Raw genomic sequence first — 17,279 nt, forward strand, 5'->3', positions numbered from 1 at the left:
ATTGCATGCATACGAGTTACCCCAAGAAAGTCGCGTCCCCCGGCTGAATCTCAGCATCAGCGGCGGCTCGCATCAACAGATTTTCTTTACCCTTCCCCAATTTGCGACATCAAGATGGGGCGGCCGCCGTAAGCGGCCATTCGCCTTCACCGAGCATGGTGCCATCATGGCCGCAACCATCCTCAACAGCCCACGAGCTGTCGCCATGACCATTCACATCGTGCGCGCCTTTTTGCAGTTGCGTCACTTGCTTTCGTCCAACAAACAACTCGCGGAGAAGTTCGCACAACTAGAGAAAAAAGTGTCGACGCATGATCAGGCGATCGTCGGCATCCTCAAAGCAATTCGCGAGCTCATGCGCCTGCCAGAACCCAAGAAGCGCCCTATCGGCTTCACCGCCAATCTCGACGAATAGCCTCATCGGCTCCGAGACATGTAACTGCCGCGCCACAACACGTCATAACCAGAAAATATTTCAAACAAATGACTTTTTTCGCGACGGAAAAATGTGATGATTGTCGCTATACATTTTAGGAACAACAGTTTCACCACGGACGGAGTTCAGTTGTTCCAAGGAAGCGCGAGTCGTGCATGGACGCACACGATGATCACTGTCGACATGGAGTTTCCAGTGACATCGCCGCTCAAGATCGAGCGAACTCGCGGATCTTCCGGAGTCGACCACGAACCACTCCCACGGCTCGTGACGACTTCTCACACAAGGAAAGTGACAATCAAAAAGAACAGGAGGAAGTCAGCACACGCACGCCACACGAGAGAGCCAGGAAGGCTAAGTGGCATGCCAACGCCCTACTCACTTTGAGTCCCGCCGCGGGCCGCCAGGGAGCAGCCCGCGGCGTTTGTATGCGCGAGCATCACGATGCTCTCGGTGAACCGTTGCTCGTACAACAACGCTCGGAATTCAATTCGCATAGTGATCTTCCCTAGCGCACATAGCTGCCGCACCACGACACGTCATAACTCGAAAATATTTCAAATAAATTACTTTTTACGCGAGGGAGAATTGCAACGTTTGTCGCTTTATCTATTAGGAACAGCAGCTTTATCACGGAGGGAATTCAGCTGTTCCAAGGAAGCGCGAGTCGTGCAGGGACGCACGCAATGATCGAGAGTCGACATGGAGTTGGCATTGAAACATCGCCGCTCAGGAAGAGCGGGCTCGCGATTCTTCCTGAAGCTCGTCACGCACCACTCCCGGGATGCGTGACGGCTTCTCACACAAGGACAGTGACTATCAACAACAGGAAGAAAATCTCATGCGCCCGCCACGCAAGAGCCAGGGAGGCGAAGGTGGCATGTCAGCGCATTACTCAAATTGAGTCGCGCCGCGGCCGGCAAGGAGCCGGCCCGCGGCGATTCCATGCGCGTACAGTCCCTTGCAACGGAATCGCGATGCGCAGGTGAGCGCAACTCCGCAGGCAAGATCAAAAGAACGAAATTTGTTTCGATCGCACCGAATGACTGGCGAAAGTCGCGACCGTCAAACAGGCGAGCCGAGCTTGATCATCGGCACGTACATGGCCACGATCAGCAACACAAAAATCCCCAGGTTGGCCTTGGCGATGCGATAGAACAGACGACGCGCCTCCGGCGTTCTTCTGTTCAGCAGCGCGAGCAGCGATACCACCTGCGCGATCAAACAAAGCAGGAGAATCACGAAGACAGGAATTCGAAACGAGAGGACGGCACGGGTGAGCCAGGGCAACTCCGCGCCGAAGCCCAGGAACAGGCGATGGAACTCGCCGACGATGGACGGGGTCGCCAGCCCCGCAGCAACCATTAGCAGGCTCAATACGGTCGGCCCCAGGCCGCTGATTGCCGAACGCTCTTCCTTGACCATGCGAGATGCCCTCCTCGCATGTAATTATTCCACAAAATCAGGCGCCGGGAATCCTCCGCGCGGAGGATTCCCGTACTCCTAGTCTCCTACGGCGTTAGAAGTTGACGCGCGCTCCGACGCCAATCGTTCGAGGACGCAGCGTGGTTGCGGATGACTCGCCCGAGGTGCGAGAGAAGTCCAGGTAGGGCGACTCGTCCAGGAGATTGTTGACGAACAAGCGGTACTGCCAGTCCCCGCGGAAGATCGTGAAGTTGAGATTCACGATGTCGTAGGAGCCCTGGATCTGCGTCATGTTGGGAACATTCGCCGACGTGCCGTTCGGATACGCCACCAGCATGGTCGTATCGAACTGACGCAGGCTCGAATCGCGATACTGATACTCAGCGCGAATCGTGGCATCCATGGTCTCGCTCAACCGAAACTTGTAATCGCCGTACACGTTACCCATCCACTCCGGCGTGTCGAGCACGGACTGACCGACCTGCGCAGAAACGCCAGGGGCAGACTCCGTAATCTCAGCATCCGTGTAGCTCGCCGTACCGCCGATCGTCAGCGCATCCGTCACTGCAGCTTCGATTGCCAGCTCCGCGCCCTTGATCTCCGCCGCGCCGACGTTACCGACGAATTGGAATCCGCACGTCGGCAAGTTCACCTGCTGCTGAATCTTGCTCCAGTCCGTGTAGTACACAGCGGCATTCACCGTCGCGCGACGATCTAACACTTGATTCTTACTGCCAACTTCATACGTCCACAACGTATCCGGCCGATAGCTGTCCGGCACGCGATCGATACCAAGCCGTTCGAAGTCCGGCGCGCACAGCGGGCTGTTGGTGTTGAAACGATTCGGTCCGCCTTGACGGAAGCCCTTGCTCGCCGTCGTGTAGAGCAGATTGTCCGGCGTCGCGCGCCAGGTGAGCGAGACCTTCGGTGTCACGCCATCTTCGCTGCTCTTCTTGTTGTCGACGGTGCTGGCACCGCCGTTGAAGATGCCGTCGAACTCGGCGTTGACCGTCTGGTCCTGATCGAAGTAACGCAGGCCGACCGTCAAGTCCAGGTTCGACAGAATCTCGAACGTGAGTTCGCCGAACGCGGCGAACTGTTTGCTGTCGGTCCGCTGGTCGCCGAAGTAAGTCACATCGGTGCCCAACCCGAACGGCACGCCCGCACCCACCGTGTCCACGATCTGCAACAGCCGATCTTCCTGATCGGCGTAGTACAAGCCGCCCACCCATTGCAGACGACCGCCGATCGCCTCGCCCGACAGGCGCAATTCCTGCGTGAACGTCTTGGTGGTCGTGTCGGAAGTATTGTACGAATCGTACGGGAAGAACGCGCCCGCCAGGTTGCCGATGAACAGCGAGTAGTCGCGATCCCAATTCACGTCGCGATCGACGTACGCAGAGATCGACGTGAGCGTCGCGCCGCCGAAGTCATTGGTGAGCGTGAGGCTGTAGATGCCCACGTCATCCTTGGTCGGCTGAGCGAAGCGATACGACACCTGATACTCAGGCAGGTTCGTGAAGAAAGTATCCGTGCCGTCCTTCTCGCTCTTCTGGAAGAACACCGCCGGCACAATCGTCAGCGTGTCCGTCGGCGTGTACTTCGCCGACAGTCGCACCGAGAGCAAGTCGCGCTCGTTGGTATCGTCCTGACGGAACGCGCTCAACGTCGAGTATCGCGTGGGTTGGATCGCCGCCGGCGGGTTGGTCGTGCTGCGGGTCCAGACTTCAGTATCGCCATTGGGAACGTTGTCGATGTAGCCGCCCGTCTTGCGATAAGACACGCCAGCGCGGATCGCCAGCTTCTCAGCGACCAACGGAATGTTCGCGACACCCTCGGCCTCGTAAGAAATATCGCCGCCGCGCGTACTGGACATGCCCGCCGCGGTCGAGAACGACGTCTTATCGATCTCGGCCTGACGGCTCACATATTTGATGGCGCCGCCCATGGCGCTGCCACCGTACAACGTGCCCTGCGGGCCTTTCAGCACTTCGACCCGTTCGAAGTCGAAGAATGCCGGATCGATGGCACCCGCGAAACTCGTCGAGATGGACACGAGCGAGATGTCGTCGAGATACACGCCCACCGTCGGGCTCGACGCTTCGGTGCTGACGCCGCGAATCGCGTAGCGGCTCTGGCCGGGCTCGGTGCCGGCGAAAGAAACGCCGGGCACGCTGCGTAACAAGTCCTGGAACTGCGTGATGCCCTGCTGTTCCAGCTGCACGCCCGAGACCGCAGTGACCGCCATCGGCACTTCCTGCAGTTTCTGTTCGCGCTTCTGAGCGGTGACGACGATTTCCTCCAGACCTTCTCCGGCAGCTGCGCTCTCCTGAGCTAAAGCGTGCAGCGGAATCGTGCTGGCAAGGACCGCCGCGCTCATCGCGGCGGCAAGATGAGTTCGGGTATTCACTGGCGATGACCTCGGGATGGATTTATCAGAATGCGACGGCGTTGCCGTCTGCCTTATAGGTGCGTCCCTGCTTCATCACGAACGTAATCTGCTCGAGCAGGCGGATGTCGGTGAGCGGGTCGCCTTGTACAGCGACGATGTCCGCGAAGTGACCGGGTTGCAGGGTGCCGATGTCCTTGCTGCGATCGAGCAGATCGGCGGCGTTCTGGGTGGCGGCGCGAATCACTTCGAACGGCGGTACGCCCGCCTCCACCATGTAACCGAACTCGCGAGCGTTGCGACCGTGCGGATAGACGCCGGAGTCCGTGCCGAATGCGATCGGCACGCCGGCTTTCCAAGCACGGTTCAACGCGGCCACCATGAGCGGACCGATCTCGAGCGCCTTGGCTTGCACGGAGGGAGGGAAGAAACCGGGCGTCTTCGCGGCCTCAGCAACAGACGCGCCGGCGATAACCGTCGGCACCAGATAGACGTGATTCTTCTTCATGAGCGCGTACGTCTTCGGCGTGAGATACGTGCCGTGCTCGACCGAAGAAACACCCGCGGCCACAGCAACGTAGGCCCCTTCGTCACCGTGCGCGTGGGCCGCCACTTTCAAACCGTGACTCTTCGCGGTTTCGACAATCGCCTGCAACTCAGGGGATGTGAATTGCGGACCCGAGCCATGATCGGCAACGGACATCACGCCGCCCGTCGCTGTGACTTTGATGACATCCGCGCCGCGCTTGATCGCGATGCGCGTGCCGCGAATGGCGCTATCGACGCCATCGACGACGCCATCGGCTTCCGTCGGATGGAACAACTCTTCGCGATAGCCCGCGGACGGATCGCCATGACCGCCCGAAATCGACAGCAAATTCGTTGCAACGAGCATGCGAGGCCCCGGCACGTCGCCGCGCTCGATGGCGTTCTTGAGCGCGACATCGACCAGATGCTGGCCGCCAAGATCGCGCACCGTCGTGAAGCCCGTCATCAGCACGACCTTCGCGTTGCGCGCGGCCTTATAAGCAATATCGCCGTCGGTGTCGACGAACTTGCTGAGATAGGCGCCCTTGCCAAATTCCATCGTCAGGTGAGTGTGGCTATCGATGAAGCCAGGCAGGCACGTGGCCTTACGAAGATCGACAGTCTGCGCGCCAGCCGGCGCGGAGATGAAGCCGGTATCGACTCGAACGACGCGACCCTGCTCGATGACGATGGAACGCTCTGACAACGGCTGCGCCGACGCGGCGGGGTCGATGAGCGTGCCGCAATGGACAACGATGCTCGAAGTCGGCTCGGCCGCGTGCGCGACACCGCTACCAATCAGCAAGCCAACGGCGGCGCGAACCAGCAAGGAGAAATGACGGATGGGTTGGCTCATGAAACTCTTAGCTCTTCGCCTTCAGCGCCTCGACGGCGCTGTTCGCGCACGCCGCGTCTTGATCGGGCTGGCCGCCCGACACGCCAACGGCACCCGCTACCACTTCAGCGCCACGCGCGAACGGCACGCCGCCGGGGATCGAAGTCAGTTGCATCGTGATGAAGGCATCGCGCGTTCCCGCATCGCCTTGCACGACCGGCGACAGCACCGCCGTCGGCGCTCGCGTGCGAATCGACGTCCGAGCCTTGAGCAGCGCTGCGTCGACGGCGACAGGCATCGCACCGTCCTGCCGCTTCGACGCGATCAACGCACCGCTCGCATCCACGACAACGACGCTCACTGGCGGCATCTTGTTAGCGGCGGCGTAAGCGAAACAGCTGGCGATCATCTTCTCGGCCGAGGCGAGCGCCGAATCGGCGGCGAGTGCGGAGGGCCCGGCGCACAACACGCAGGCAGCCAGTAACGTTCTCAGATGTCTCATCAGTGAGCAGCTCCGGTGGAAGGCTCATGACCCGGCACAGTTTTGGAAGAGTTCGGCAGCTCAGGTGAGGTAGCCGGCACGTGAGGCGCGGTCTGCGGCGCGTGCGGCGCCGATTGCGGCAAATCCTGTGCAGATTCATAAGCACGCCACGCCGAATCGACGACGGCCGCGCGAATCTGCTGAGCTTGAGCAGGCGTGAGCAAGCTCGCGAACGACCCCATGCCCTTGGAAGCCCGCACGCCCTTCAACACGATGTCTTCGAATTCTTGATGAGTCTGCGCGCTCATCCAGCGCAGATCGGGAATCGCGCCCGGACCTTCGTTCGCGTGACAACGCGCGCAGTTGCGCTTCAACAATTCGTTGCCGGTTTCGATATCCGCCGCCGACCCGAAACGCTCGACCGACGGACGCGGAACGGAAGAAACATGTTCCTTCTCCGCCGGCTTCGGCACCGGGCCGCCATCGATCTTGAACGTCACGATGCGACCGGCGTTGCCATAGCGCTCGGCAGCAGTGCCAACAGGATGCACGCCGCCCAGCGCGCCGCCGTACCCCGCCATCACCGAAACGTATTGAACGCCATCGAGCTCATAAGTCATCGGGGCAGCCATGATGCTGGTGCCGATGTCGATCGCCGCGAGCGGATGACCGTCGGTCGCGCGATAGACATGAAGCGCACCGGTCGACTGGCCCTGGAACACGAGATTGCCCGACGTGGTCATCACCCCGCCGCCATTCCAGATCGCATTCATCTGGCCCACCCACTGGCCCGAGGTTTCAACTTCCCACACGACTTTGTTTGCTACCGGATCCCACGCGCGCAGGAAGCCGCGAATAGTCGTGTCGGGCTGACCTTTGCCCAGCTCGGACAACGGCGGCAGATGTTTCGCCGCCGGCGATTCCAATCCCCAATTGCCCGCGTGCGCCGCCGGGAATGCATACATCGCGCCGGCGTTGGCACCGCCCTTCGCATATACAAAGGGCTCGGCCGGAACCCAGAACACCGCGCTCGCTTCCAGCGTCGGGATGTAGACCAGTCCCGTCTCCGGATTGAACGCCATCGGATGCCAGTTGTGACCGCCGGCCGGCGAAGGGAACACCAGCTTCGGACCGTTGCTGTAATCGGCCAAGCCCGTTTCCATCGGACGGCCGGTCTTCTCATCGACGCCCGAGGCCCAGTTCACGGGCACATAAGGTTTGGCGGACAGCAATTCGCCGGTCGCGCGATCGAGCACGTAGAAGAAGCCGTTCTTCGGTGCCTGCATCAGCACCTGACGCGTCTGATCGCCGATCTTCAAATCGGCCAGGATCATTTTTTGAGTGGCGGTGTAATCCCACTGATCGCCCGGCGTCGTCTGGTAATGCCACGCCATCCGGCCGGTCTTCGGATGGATCGCGAGAATGGAAGAAACGTACAGATTGTCGCCGCCATTCGGGCTACGCAGCTTGCGCGGATACAACGCGGAGTTGCCGACGCCCACATACAGCAGATCGAGCTTGGCGTCGTAGGCCATGCCGTCCCAAACGGTGCCGCCGAGGCCGACGTCCCAACGTGACTTCGGATCCCACGTCTTCGCAGCCGCTTCGAGCTCGGGGTGTTCGAACGGTCCGGTCGAGCTGCCGGGCACGGTATAGAAGCGCCACGCGAGTTCGCCGGTGCTCACCTTGTATGCAGTGATGTAGCCGCGCGCATCGAGCTCGCCGCCCGAGTTGCCAATGACGACGACGTCGCCCGCGACGTAGGGCGAGCCGGTAACGGTGTAGCCGCGCTCGTGATCGACGATCGTGTCGGCCTGCCACAGGACTTTGCCGTCTTTGGCATCGAGCGCCGACAACCGGCCATCGATGGACGCCGTGAACACGCGCCCTTCCGCGAACGCGAGGCCGCGGCTGACGATGCCACAACAAACTTTGCTGGTGATGGAGTTATCGACCTTGGGATCGAACACCCAGCGACGTTCACCGGTGCGTGCATCGACCGCGTGCACGAATCCCCAAGGGGCGCTGGCGTACATCACGCCATCGACCACGACCGGCGTGGCTTCCTGGCCGTGCGTCGTTTCGAGATCGTATTGCCACGCATAGCCGAGCCGGCCAGCATTGGCTTCATCGATCTGCTTCAGCGGGGAATGATAGGTCTGGGCCTGGTCATGACCGCCGGTCAGCCAGCCGGCATCGGTCGATGCTTTCGGGGCCGCGGCCTCCTGTTTGGAACAGCCGGCTGCCAGCAGGCCCAACACAGCCACGGCGGACAACGCACGCCAAGCATTGCTCACTCGCTATTCTCCCGAATCGATCCCCAGTGACGGTGTTGTACGCGATGTCGGCGATGCCGGCTTACGCGATCCTCACTAAGTCATTCGAGATCGTCACTATCGGGTAGGCAGAGCGCGGGCTTCGCTGGGGGAATGACCGAAGTAGCGGTGGAATGCCGAACTGAACGCGCCGGTCGAGGAATACCCGACCGACAAAGCGACCTCTGAGACATTGAGGCTGGATTCGCGCAGCAGGCGCCGCGCTTCATTCATCCGCAAGCCGCTGGCGAAATCGAAAATGGAGACGCCGAACAGCGTGCGAAAACCGGTGCAAAGCTTATTGCGATTGAGCCCGAACTCGCGGGCCAGGTCCTCGATGCGGGTGCCTGCCATGAAGCTGGCTTCCAGGCGCTCGCGGACCTGTTGCAGCTGGCGCTTGTCCCGCTCGGTCAGCCGGACCGACGAGCCTCGCGCCTCGGACGGCGAGACCAGATGCTCCACGACGGTGTGGATGAACTCGAGCGCCTTGGCCTCGAGAAACAACTTACGCATCGGGCCGGAGCTGCGGCAGCCGAGAATTTCCCGGGCGAGCCGGATCTCATCGGGCGTCGGCACGGCGGTGGCCAGACGCGGCGAGTAAGCGTAGCGGCTGATCACATCCTCGAGCGCGACCGGCATGTTGGTGTCACCGGTGTCGAGGTATTCGAGGAAGCGTTGCCGCTCCATGGCGACCGTGATCGACACTTCCTCGTGATTGGCGAAGATGTGGTCGGTCTTGGGCAGGTCGCGCTCGTGAAGCAGGACGGCGGTGGCCGTGTCATCGAGCGCCAGCATGTCGTAACCGTCGAAGGTCAGCGAGCGCCGACCGGACAGCCGGACATGGAATTTGATCATGTCCTCGCCGTGGATCAGGCTGTCGAAGCGCTCGCGCAGGCGGTAGTTGTCGATAGAAAGCCACAACCGGCCGAAATCCAGCACTTCCGGCGCTACCGAGCCCGGCACGGCCAGGGCCGGCGGCACAAACGTGGAAGGCAATGACAGCGGCGGCTCGGTCATGGTGACCGAGTCTATGCCATTACTCTTCGACCGTCACATCCGGCCGCGGCGGCGGCTGGAAACCGGAACGTTTCGCAACTCGCAGCTGGAACACGTACGTCAGCACCTGAGCGACGGCCTGATACACCGTTGAGGGAATCTCGCCGCCGATGTCGACGTTTCTATACAACACACGCGCCAGCGGCGGCGCCTCGAAGATCGGCACGTTGTTTTCCGCCGCGATCTCACGGATGCGGGCGGCGACCAGGTCCACGCCCTTGGCGACGACGATCGGGGCGCGCATGCGCTTCTCGTCATAGCGCAAGGCCACGGCGAAGTGCGTCGGGTTGGTGACGATCACGTCGGCCTTCGGCACGTCCGTCATCATGCGCTGGCGAGCCATCTGCTGTTGCAACTGACGGATGCGCCCTTTCACTTCCGGCGAGCCTTCCGATTCCTTGTGCTCTTCGCGGATCTCCTGACGGCTCATCTTCAACTGTTTGGCGTAGGTGTACAGCTGATACGGCACGTCGATGCCCGCGATGATCAGCAAGCCCGCAGTAATGGAGATCAGTGCCTTGCCGGCCAGAGTAATCGTGTGAGCGATGGCTTGATCGAGCGGCTCCTGACCGAGGCCGAGCAACAAGTTGACGTCTTTCCAAAGCACGATCACGGCGATCAGACCGACGATGCCGAACTTCGCGAGCGCTTTGACCAGCTCGATCACGGCGCGCATGGAGAAGATGCGCTTCACGCCTTCCAACGGATTCAACCGATTGAACTGCGGCATCAGCGCTTCGGTGCTGAACGACCAGCCGCCGAGCGCCAGCGGAGCAAGCACCGCCGCGAGACAGATGATGCCGAGCACGGGCGCGCACATCTTCAAACCATCGATGGCCGCGCTGGTGAGCGACGGGATCATTTGTGACGAATCCAACGCCTGTTCGCGCGTCAACGTCAGGCTGCGCTCCATGAAGCCGTACATCTTGGCGGCGATCTGATCGCCCATCATGTACAGCGCCGCCGCGGCCGACATCGTCACCGCCGCCGCGCTCAGCTCCCTGGATCTGGGGATATTGCCTTTGCGCCTCGCTTCCTCGAGGCGCTTGGGAGTTGCACTTTCGGTTTTTTCCTGTGCGTCATCGCCCTCTGCCATGGCTCACTCCTATGGCGAGATACGAAGCAATGTGCGGATGACTCCGAACGCCGCTTCGAGCGATTGATTGAAAGCGGCCAGCACCGAGGGCAGGCCGACGTACATGATCACCAGACCGGAGATCAGCGTGATCGGGAAACCGACCGCGAACAAATTCAACGTCGGGGCGGCGCGGCTCATCACACCGAACGCGAGATTCACGACCAGCAGCGCGGCCATGCCCGGCAGCGCCACGACCAACGCACCGGCGAACAACTGACTGCCCCACTCGCCCAAGCGCCAGATCATCTGACTGTCCAGACCGGTCATGCCCACCGGCAAGGTCGTGAAGCCTTGCACCAGCAGCTCGATCAGCACCAGATGACCGTTGATCGCGAGAAACGTCAACGTCACCAGAATCATATACAGCTGACCGAGCACCGGCGTGCTCACACCGCGCAACGGATCGACGTTGAACGCGAAACCCAGGCCCATGGTGTTCGCCAGCAACTGGCCGCCCATGGCGAGCGCGTCGAAGATCAGCTGCAAGGCGAACGCGCTGGCGAAGCCAATCAACACTTGATGCAGGGTCACGATCACAGCGGCGAACGAAAACACTTCCACATTCGTCGGCGGGATCAGCGGCGCGACGATGAACGTGATCGCGCCCGCAAGAAACAAGCGCACGCGCGGCGGCACGAAGCCGGCGCCGAAGATGGGCGCCATCATGAAGCAGGCACCGATACGCAGGAATGGCCACAGGTATTGCGCCAGCCAGGCTTCGAGCTGTCCTGTGGTGAGGTTAATCATGAAGTGACTACTGACTAATGACTAATGAATAGTCAGAAGACCGTCAGCCGATCAGGCCCGGAATGCTCTCGAACAGCTCGCGCGTGTAGCCGACGATGAGCTTGAGCATCCAGGGGCCGGCGATGACCAGCGTCGCCGCCATGCCGAGCAGCTTGGGAATGAACGACAGGGTCATTTCGTTGATCTGCGTCGCCGCCTGGAACACGCCGACCAGCAAGCCGATCGCCAGCGCGGCGAGCAACAGCGGCGCCGCGAGGAGCATCGTGATCTCCAGCGCGTGGCGGCCGATCGTCATGATGGTCTCGGGCGTCATGTATAGAAGCTCGCTGCCAGCGTGCCCATGATCAGGCTCCAGCCATCGACCAGCACGAACAGCATCAATTTGAAGGGCAAGGAGATCAGCACCGGCGACAGCATCATCATGCCCATGGACATGAGCACGCTGGCCACCACCAGATCGATGATCACGAACGGAATGAAAATCAGGAAGCCGATCTGGAACGCCGACTTCAGCTCGCTGGTGGCGAACGCCGGCACCAGGATGCGCAACGGCACATCTTCGGGCTTGTCGAAGCCCTGGCCGCCGGAAATGCGCACGAACGTCGCGATATCGCTTTCGCGCGTCTGATCGAGCATGAACTTCTTGAGCGGCTCGACGCCGGTGCTCATGGCCGTGGTCGCGTCCATCTTGCCTTCCATGTACGGCTGCACGGCCTGCGTGTTCACCTGGTCGACCACCGGTCCCATCACGAACAAGGTGAGAAACAACGACAGCCCGATCAACACTTGATTCGGCGGCGCCTGGCCGGCGCCCAGCGCCTGACGCAGGATGGCCAGCACGATGACGATGCGCGTGAACGCCGTCATCATCAGCACGATCCCCGGCAACAGCGTGATGGCCGTCATCAGGATCAGGATCTGCAGCGTCAACGAATATTGCTGACCGCCGCCCGGCGCGGTGGACACCGTGACCGCCGGAATGCCCTGAGCGAAAGAAATAAACGGCGCGAGCAGCAGCAACGTCGCCAGCGCATACCGCGCGAGCCCTCGGCCGCGCAGCTTGTCGAAAGCGCGCATCACAGCCCGAGGCTCCGCTTCAGGATGGTTTTGAAATCGGTGGGGTGCTGCGGCGTCGAGCCGTCAGCGGCAGGCGCTGAAACTGCCGGTGCTTGCGGAGTCACCGGCTCATCGAGAACGTGCAACGTGCTCACACGACCGGGAGCGACACCGATCAGCAGCTGCTGCTTGCCGACCTGCACGAGCACGACGCGCTCTTTCTGACCGACGGCGATCTCGGTGACCACCTGGAGCGCGCCGTTACCAAACTTGCCGAAGCCGCGCAGACGACGCGTCAGCCACGCGGCCGCGAACACGACGCCCAACACGAGCAATAACGACAGCGTCACCTGAGTCAGACTGCCCGCGCCGACGGCGGCGGGTGCCTGGGACGCTTCCGGGGCCGCGAATTTTTCGGCGGCGAATACCATCGGTGCGGCTAAACACAGAACGCCGATCACGGCCGTGACGGCCAGACCCCGAAGTGCCACGCCACGAATGACGGACAACATCAAGGTGCGCGGCATGAGAACTTTGCCCTGACTCACTTCGACTTCAACTCACTTCAGCTTGCGGATGCGCTCGGACGGGGAGATCACGTCGGTGAGACGGATACCGAACTTCTCGTTCACGACCACGACTTCGCCGTGCGCGACCAGGGTGCCGTTGACGAACACGTCGAGCGGCTCGCCGGCGGCGCGATCCAGCTCCACCACCGAGCCCTGATTGAGCTGCAGCAGGTTGCGGATCGGAATGCGCGTGCGGCCCACTTCCATCGACAGCGTGACCGGCACGTCGAGAATGACGTCCAGGTTCACATCGCCGGGAACGCCGGTCGGAATGCTGGCCTCGGCCTGAGGCGGCTGGGCGGCGGCGTTGCGCTGACGCTGCTCCTGCTCCAGCAGCTCGGCAAACTGAGCGGCCTGGGCCGCCTCCATCGCTTCTCTACTCATGCTCATGGTTTCAAGCCTTCGCGTTCAAAATGTCCAGCATTCGCGGACGCAAACGAGAAATACGATCTTCGATCTGCACGGCCTGCTGGCCGTTGGAAACACCGAACTTGCCTCGGAAGATGGGCACGTCCTCGGCCATGATGGTGGCGCGACCGTTGAAGTCGCACGGCAGGATATCGCCCGCCTTCAAGTCCATCAGCTGGCGCATGGTCAGCTTGGAGCGACCCAACAACGTGGTCAGCTCGACGTCTGCATCTTCGATCTCTTCCTTCAGCGCGCTGACCCAGCGCTCGTCGTGCTCGACACGGTCGCTCGCCACGCCGGCATCCAGCAGCTCGCGCAGCGGCTCGATCATCGCGTACGGCATGGTGATGTGAATGTCGCCGCCACCGCCGTCGAGCTCGACGTGGAAGCTGGTGATGACGACGATTTCCGTCGGGCTCACGATGTTGGCGAAGTGCGGATTGATTTCGGAGTTGACGTACTCGATGTCCAGGCGCTGCACGTGGGACCAGGCTTCCTTGAGGTCGGCGAACACATGCTTGAGCAACATGTGAATGATTCGCTGCTCGGTCGCAGTGAACTCGCGGCCTTCGATCTTCGCGTAACGGCCGTTGCCGCCGAAGAAGTTGTCGACCGTGGTGAACACCAGTTTCGGATCAAGCACGATCAGGCCGGTGCCCCGCAGCGGCGCGATCTTCACCAGATTCAAATTGGTCGGCACGTGCAACGAGTGCACGTACTCGCTGAACTTCAGCATCTTCACTGGCGCGACCGCGACTTCCGGCGTCCGGCGCAGCAGGTTGAACAGGCTGATACGGAACAGGCGCGCGAACCGCTCGTTGATCATTTCGAGCGTGGGCATGCGCCCGCGCACGATACGAACCTGGTTCGAGAAATCGTAATTGCGCGCCTCGCCGGGCGCGATGGGCGCTTCGGTCTTGACGGCGCCGCTGTCTACGCCATGTAGCAGGGCATCGATTTCATCTTGATTTAGAATGTCACTGCCGGACATGTCTCAATCCCGGGTTGGTTACTGCATCACGAAGCTGGTGAAGTACAACTGCTCGACGCTCTCAGCCTTGCCGCCTTCGGCCGCGATCACATCCGCCACCGCCTTGAGCGCCTGGGTGCGCAGCTGTTCCTTGCCTTCGCGCGAGCTCAGCGTCTCGAACGTCTGGCCGCCCAGCAACATCAGCAGGTCGTTACGCAGCTTCGGATCGTGCTGCTTGATCATTTCGGCGGTCGCCGGATCGCGGGTCATCACTTCGATGCTGACCTGGAGGAAGCGCATCATGCCCTTGTTCTGAAAGTTGACCACGAACGGCGGATCGAACTTGCTGTAGATCGCCGGGGTCTTCACGGCCGGTGCCGGCGCGGCTTCGGCGTGTTCGTCCTTGCCCTTCTTCGCGGTCATGAAATACACGCCGCCACCCGCTGCTCCCGCAGCGAGCACCGAGCACAACACAATCACCAGCATTTTCGATTTGCCGGGAGGCGCCGCAGGAGCGTCACCAGCAGGAGCATCAGACATCGCGCATTTCCTCGAAGACTTCGTCGCACGCGGTTAAAGAGCAAGCCACGTGCCACGCCATGCGTCGAGCATGCAAGTGATTAATTCAGAAGAGAAATACGCGAAAAACACAGTGTGAACTGCGACACACCGCAAGCGCGCGACAGAATCCTGACGCGGACACTTGAGCAGCACGTCACAGTTACGTGCCGGCTCGGCGCCAGCAGTGTCAAAGGCTGGACGCCCCCATCAGCCGTCGATTGGGTTGAGCGGCGTGCGCAAAGTCAGCTGATAGAACGCCAGATCCAGCCAACCGCCGAACTTGAAACCCGACTCGCGAATCGTGCCCGCATGCACGAAGCCGAGCTTCTCATGCATGGCGATGCTGCCGGCGTTGGTCGCATCGATGCCGCCCACCATCACGTGCAAATCCTGCGCACGGGCCGCCTCTATCAGACGTTCCATTAGCGCCAAACCGAGACCCTTACCTCGGTGATCCTGGTGCACGTACACCGAGTGCTCGACGGTGTACTTGTACGCCGGACGTTCGCGGAACACGCCGTAGGTGGCGAATCCCATCAGCGTACCGTGCTCATCCTCGACCCCGATGACCGGGTAGTTCTTGACCTCCTTGGCCTTGAACCAGGTCGCCATGCTGTCCGGACTGCGTTCCACATACTCGTACACCGCGGTGGAGGTGCGGATCTGCTCGTTGAGGATGTCCAGAATCGCCGCACCGTGGTCGGAAAGAGTGCAGGTCACGAACTTCATTGCTTGATCCTCATGGGTCAGGCGCTCCGCGCCGTAATCCCGTAACCCAACCATGCAACCAGCAAGCCAAAGACGATGCTCACGGCCACGTTGGCAATCGCGACGGCCGCCTCGCCCCGCTTGAACAGCAGCAGCGTCTCCAGGCCGAACGCCGAGAACGTGGTGAACCCGCCCAGGATGCCGGTGAACAGGAACACCCGCGCCTCCGGCGAGAAGATGTCCTGCTTCACGGCCATGCCCGCCAGCAAGCCGGCGATGAAACAGCCGATGAGATTGACGGTGAGCGTGCCGGCCGGAAAGCGCCAGTTCGGCGTCGCATGCAACACCCATCCGGACATCTTGAAGCGCGCCACCGAGCCAATGGCACCGCCGAGCGCAACGAGCAGCAGTTGTTTCAATTGGTCACCTCGTCAGCACGATATCGCAGCAGTTGCTCTTTGAATCTTTGCTGTAACCCTTCGACCCGCCGCTCGCGTCCAACTCGCCAGACCGAACCATTGACGTCGAGGCTGCGATGTTTCAGCAGTTCACGCGAGCCGCCGCGGGCGTAATTCTATTCGCTTGCGGAGGGTTGAGCATTACGAGTTGCTACGCCGGCGAAACCAGCGACATCACGACGCCGGCCGGCGAGGACGCCATCGGTCGATCCACGCGAGCCGCGCTTCAAGGCAATGGCAAGCTTGCCGCCTCCGTCCTGCAAGGCTTGCCGAGGAATCACTTCGCCGGCAAGGACATCGTCTATCGACGGTGCATGCTCCAGCGCTTCCATGCGAAGGCCAAGCCGCCCGCTCGTCCGGAGGTCGGCGATCCCTTTGTCAGCGACGTGCTCGGGCTCTATCAAACGTACTGGTGGCACGCGCTGATGTCACCTTCGGACCGCGATACTTACGGCCGCCAGCTTCAGCGCGATCTCAGCACGCTGCTTGGCGAGCCCAATCCGATCGACGATTGGAACGTCCTCGACGAACGTGTTGCCCGCGAACTGCGGGCGCGAGGCTACTACTCGCAACTCGGCAACACTCCACCGCTGCGAGAACTGATGGTCTGGCGCAAACAGGACTCATCGCAACGCGAGGTTCAGTTACCGGAACGCACTTATCCTGTGAAACTCGAAGTGCTGAATGACTTCGTGACGCGCGGCTGGAGCGCATATGCACGTTGCGACCGAGGCTCGAATGGCGGGTGGGCGACCGATGAGCGCTTGTTCGCCGTCGGCCCCGCGTTTCCGCAGGGGTTGGACAGCGAGGCTTTCCGCACCAGCTTGCTGGGTCACGAAACTCAGCACTTCGCGGATCTCCAACAGTTCCCCACGCTGCAGCCGTGGGAGCTGGAATATCGCGCCAAGCTCACCGAGTTGTGGATGTCGCGAGACTCGCTGCATTTTTTGCTAGGCAAGTTCAACAGCGATCAAGGCGATGACCAGCAGGTGCCGCATCTGTTCGCGAACAAGCGAGTGATGCGGGATCTGCAGGCTTACCTGACTGCGAACGGCGTGCGGTGCTCGCGAGAAGATTTATTCGACGTGGCTCCCGATCAGCTTCGAGCGGCGGCGGTAGAAGTGTTGAATCGAGACACGCGCGTCCGAGAGTATGCCGCGAGCCTGGCCGGGACCCGCCCGGCCAAGCCCGGCCAATGA

Annotated in this window: 17 protein-coding genes and 2 pseudogenes; 2 read left to right on the top strand and 17 right to left on the bottom strand. The window is 61.4% G+C overall.

Translation table 11 applies throughout. The features are described 5' to 3' along the window. Positions 1–415 (top strand): annotated as a pseudogene (locus ACFPN2_RS05415) (hypothetical protein); the annotation flags it as partial. A 395-nt stretch (positions 416–810) separates the two neighbouring features. On the opposite strand, the gene ACFPN2_RS05420 reads toward ACFPN2_RS05415, so the two are convergent. From ACFPN2_RS05420 to crcB, 17 genes and pseudogenes are all read right to left on the bottom strand, one after another. Then, positions 811–933 carry a hypothetical protein gene (locus tag ACFPN2_RS05420; protein WP_380595616.1) on the bottom strand — a complete coding sequence of 41 codons (123 nt, stop codon included), beginning with the start codon at positions 931–933 and terminating at the stop codon, positions 811–813. Between the two features lie 568 nt (positions 934–1,501). Next, entirely contained in the window at positions 1,502–1,861 is a 360-nt protein-coding gene (locus tag ACFPN2_RS05425; RefSeq protein WP_380595617.1) for a hypothetical protein, read from the bottom strand. A 94-nt stretch (positions 1,862–1,955) separates the two neighbouring features. Next, positions 1,956–4,271 (bottom strand): TonB-dependent receptor, encoded by a 2,316-nt coding sequence (locus tag ACFPN2_RS05430; protein ID WP_380595618.1) that lies wholly within the window; start codon positions 4,269–4,271, stop codon positions 1,956–1,958. Between the two features lie 25 nt (positions 4,272–4,296). Next, positions 4,297–5,634, bottom strand: a complete 1,338-nt coding sequence (locus ACFPN2_RS05435; RefSeq protein ID WP_380595619.1) for a metal-dependent hydrolase family protein — start codon at positions 5,632–5,634, stop codon at positions 4,297–4,299. Between the two features lie 7 nt (positions 5,635–5,641). Beyond that, positions 5,642–6,115 (bottom strand): GlcG/HbpS family heme-binding protein, encoded by a 474-nt coding sequence (locus ACFPN2_RS05440; RefSeq protein WP_380595620.1) that lies wholly within the window; start codon positions 6,113–6,115, stop codon positions 5,642–5,644. Continuing rightward, a complete protein-coding gene (locus ACFPN2_RS05445; protein WP_380595621.1) occupies positions 6,115–8,391 on the bottom strand; it encodes a PQQ-dependent dehydrogenase, methanol/ethanol family in 2,277 nt (758 codons plus the stop codon). The genes ACFPN2_RS05440 and ACFPN2_RS05445 overlap by 1 nt, the downstream gene beginning before the upstream one ends. Positions 8,392–8,487: 96 nt before the next feature. Next, entirely contained in the window at positions 8,488–9,426 is a 939-nt protein-coding gene (locus ACFPN2_RS05450; RefSeq protein ID WP_380595622.1) for a helix-turn-helix transcriptional regulator, read from the bottom strand. Positions 9,427–9,445: 19 nt separating this feature from the next. Further along, the gene (flhB, locus tag ACFPN2_RS05455) at positions 9,446–10,561 is read right to left on the bottom strand and encodes a flagellar biosynthesis protein FlhB (RefSeq protein WP_380595623.1); all 1,116 of its coding nucleotides are present in this window, start codon (positions 10,559–10,561) and stop codon (positions 9,446–9,448) included. Positions 10,562–10,570: 9 nt separating this feature from the next. Beyond that, the gene (gene fliR, locus ACFPN2_RS05460; RefSeq protein WP_380595624.1) at positions 10,571–11,350 is read right to left on the bottom strand and encodes a flagellar biosynthetic protein FliR; all 780 of its coding nucleotides are present in this window, start codon (positions 11,348–11,350) and stop codon (positions 10,571–10,573) included. Between the two features lie 43 nt (positions 11,351–11,393). After that, positions 11,394–11,663, bottom strand: coding sequence for a flagellar biosynthesis protein FliQ (fliQ, locus tag ACFPN2_RS05465; protein WP_129775108.1), 270 nt, complete (start codon positions 11,661–11,663; stop codon positions 11,394–11,396). Further along, positions 11,660–12,427, bottom strand: coding sequence for a flagellar type III secretion system pore protein FliP (fliP, locus tag ACFPN2_RS05470; RefSeq protein WP_380600041.1), 768 nt, complete (start codon positions 12,425–12,427; stop codon positions 11,660–11,662). The genes fliQ and fliP overlap by 4 nt, the downstream gene beginning before the upstream one ends. After that, complete coding sequence (fliO, locus tag ACFPN2_RS05475) at positions 12,427–12,954, bottom strand: flagellar biosynthetic protein FliO (RefSeq protein WP_380595625.1); 528 nt, start codon at positions 12,952–12,954, stop codon at positions 12,427–12,429. Before fliO ends, fliP begins: the two co-directional genes overlap by 1 nt. Positions 12,955–12,966: 12 nt before the next feature. Then, positions 12,967–13,221, bottom strand: a pseudogene (fliN, locus tag ACFPN2_RS05480) (flagellar motor switch protein FliN); the annotation flags it as partial. 148 nt (positions 13,222–13,369) lie between these two features. Next, positions 13,370–14,374, bottom strand: coding sequence for a flagellar motor switch protein FliM (gene fliM / locus ACFPN2_RS05485; RefSeq protein ID WP_380595626.1), 1,005 nt, complete (start codon positions 14,372–14,374; stop codon positions 13,370–13,372). A gap of 18 nt (positions 14,375–14,392) precedes the next feature. Further along, on the bottom strand, positions 14,393–14,893 hold the full coding sequence (locus ACFPN2_RS05490) for a flagellar basal body-associated FliL family protein (RefSeq protein WP_380595627.1): 501 nt from the start codon (positions 14,891–14,893) through the stop codon (positions 14,393–14,395). A gap of 228 nt (positions 14,894–15,121) precedes the next feature. Continuing rightward, the gene (locus tag ACFPN2_RS05495) at positions 15,122–15,643 is read right to left on the bottom strand and encodes a GNAT family N-acetyltransferase (RefSeq protein ID WP_380595628.1); all 522 of its coding nucleotides are present in this window, start codon (positions 15,641–15,643) and stop codon (positions 15,122–15,124) included. A gap of 17 nt (positions 15,644–15,660) precedes the next feature. Beyond that, on the bottom strand, positions 15,661–16,041 hold the full coding sequence (gene crcB / locus ACFPN2_RS05500; RefSeq protein ID WP_380595629.1) for a fluoride efflux transporter CrcB: 381 nt from the start codon (positions 16,039–16,041) through the stop codon (positions 15,661–15,663). A 116-nt stretch (positions 16,042–16,157) separates the two neighbouring features. Between crcB and ACFPN2_RS05505 the strand changes: the two genes are divergently transcribed. Further along, complete coding sequence (locus tag ACFPN2_RS05505) at positions 16,158–17,279, top strand: hypothetical protein (RefSeq protein WP_380595630.1); 1,122 nt, start codon at positions 16,158–16,160, stop codon at positions 17,277–17,279.

The sequence above is a fragment of the Steroidobacter flavus genome, assembly GCF_042651805.1.
Taxonomy (GTDB): Bacteria; Pseudomonadota; Gammaproteobacteria; order Steroidobacterales; family Steroidobacteraceae; genus Steroidobacter; species Steroidobacter flavus.

What these genes read in the sequence shown, in the direction of transcription:
- ACFPN2_RS05435 (WP_380595619.1), bottom strand. Translation starts at nt 5,634, where the DNA reads ATGAGCCAACCCATCCGTCATTTCTCCTTGCTGGTTCGCGCCGCCGTT.
- ACFPN2_RS05450 (WP_380595622.1), bottom strand. Translation starts at nt 9,426, where the DNA reads ATGACCGAGCCGCCGCTGTCATTGCCTTCCACGTTTGTGCCGCCGGCC.
- ACFPN2_RS05495 (WP_380595628.1), bottom strand. Translation starts at nt 15,643, where the DNA reads ATGAAGTTCGTGACCTGCACTCTTTCCGACCACGGTGCGGCGATTCTG.
- ACFPN2_RS05440 (WP_380595620.1), bottom strand. Translation starts at nt 6,115, where the DNA reads ATGAGACATCTGAGAACGTTACTGGCTGCCTGCGTGTTGTGCGCCGGG.
- ACFPN2_RS05425 (WP_380595617.1), bottom strand. Translation starts at nt 1,861, where the DNA reads ATGGTCAAGGAAGAGCGTTCGGCAATCAGCGGCCTGGGGCCGACCGTA.
- ACFPN2_RS05420 (WP_380595616.1), bottom strand. Translation starts at nt 933, where the DNA reads ATGCGAATTGAATTCCGAGCGTTGTTGTACGAGCAACGGTTCACCGAG.
- fliQ (WP_129775108.1), bottom strand. Translation starts at nt 11,663, where the DNA reads ATGACGCCCGAGACCATCATGACGATCGGCCGCCACGCGCTGGAGATC.
- fliP (WP_380600041.1), bottom strand. Translation starts at nt 12,427, where the DNA reads ATGCGCGCTTTCGACAAGCTGCGCGGCCGAGGGCTCGCGCGGTATGCG.
- ACFPN2_RS05505 (WP_380595630.1), top strand. Translation starts at nt 16,158, where the DNA reads ATGTTTCAGCAGTTCACGCGAGCCGCCGCGGGCGTAATTCTATTCGCT.
- fliR (WP_380595624.1), bottom strand. Translation starts at nt 11,350, where the DNA reads ATGATTAACCTCACCACAGGACAGCTCGAAGCCTGGCTGGCGCAATAC.
- ACFPN2_RS05490 (WP_380595627.1), bottom strand. Translation starts at nt 14,893, where the DNA reads ATGTCTGATGCTCCTGCTGGTGACGCTCCTGCGGCGCCTCCCGGCAAA.
- fliM (WP_380595626.1), bottom strand. Translation starts at nt 14,374, where the DNA reads ATGTCCGGCAGTGACATTCTAAATCAAGATGAAATCGATGCCCTGCTA.
- flhB (WP_380595623.1), bottom strand. Translation starts at nt 10,561, where the DNA reads ATGGCAGAGGGCGATGACGCACAGGAAAAAACCGAAAGTGCAACTCCC.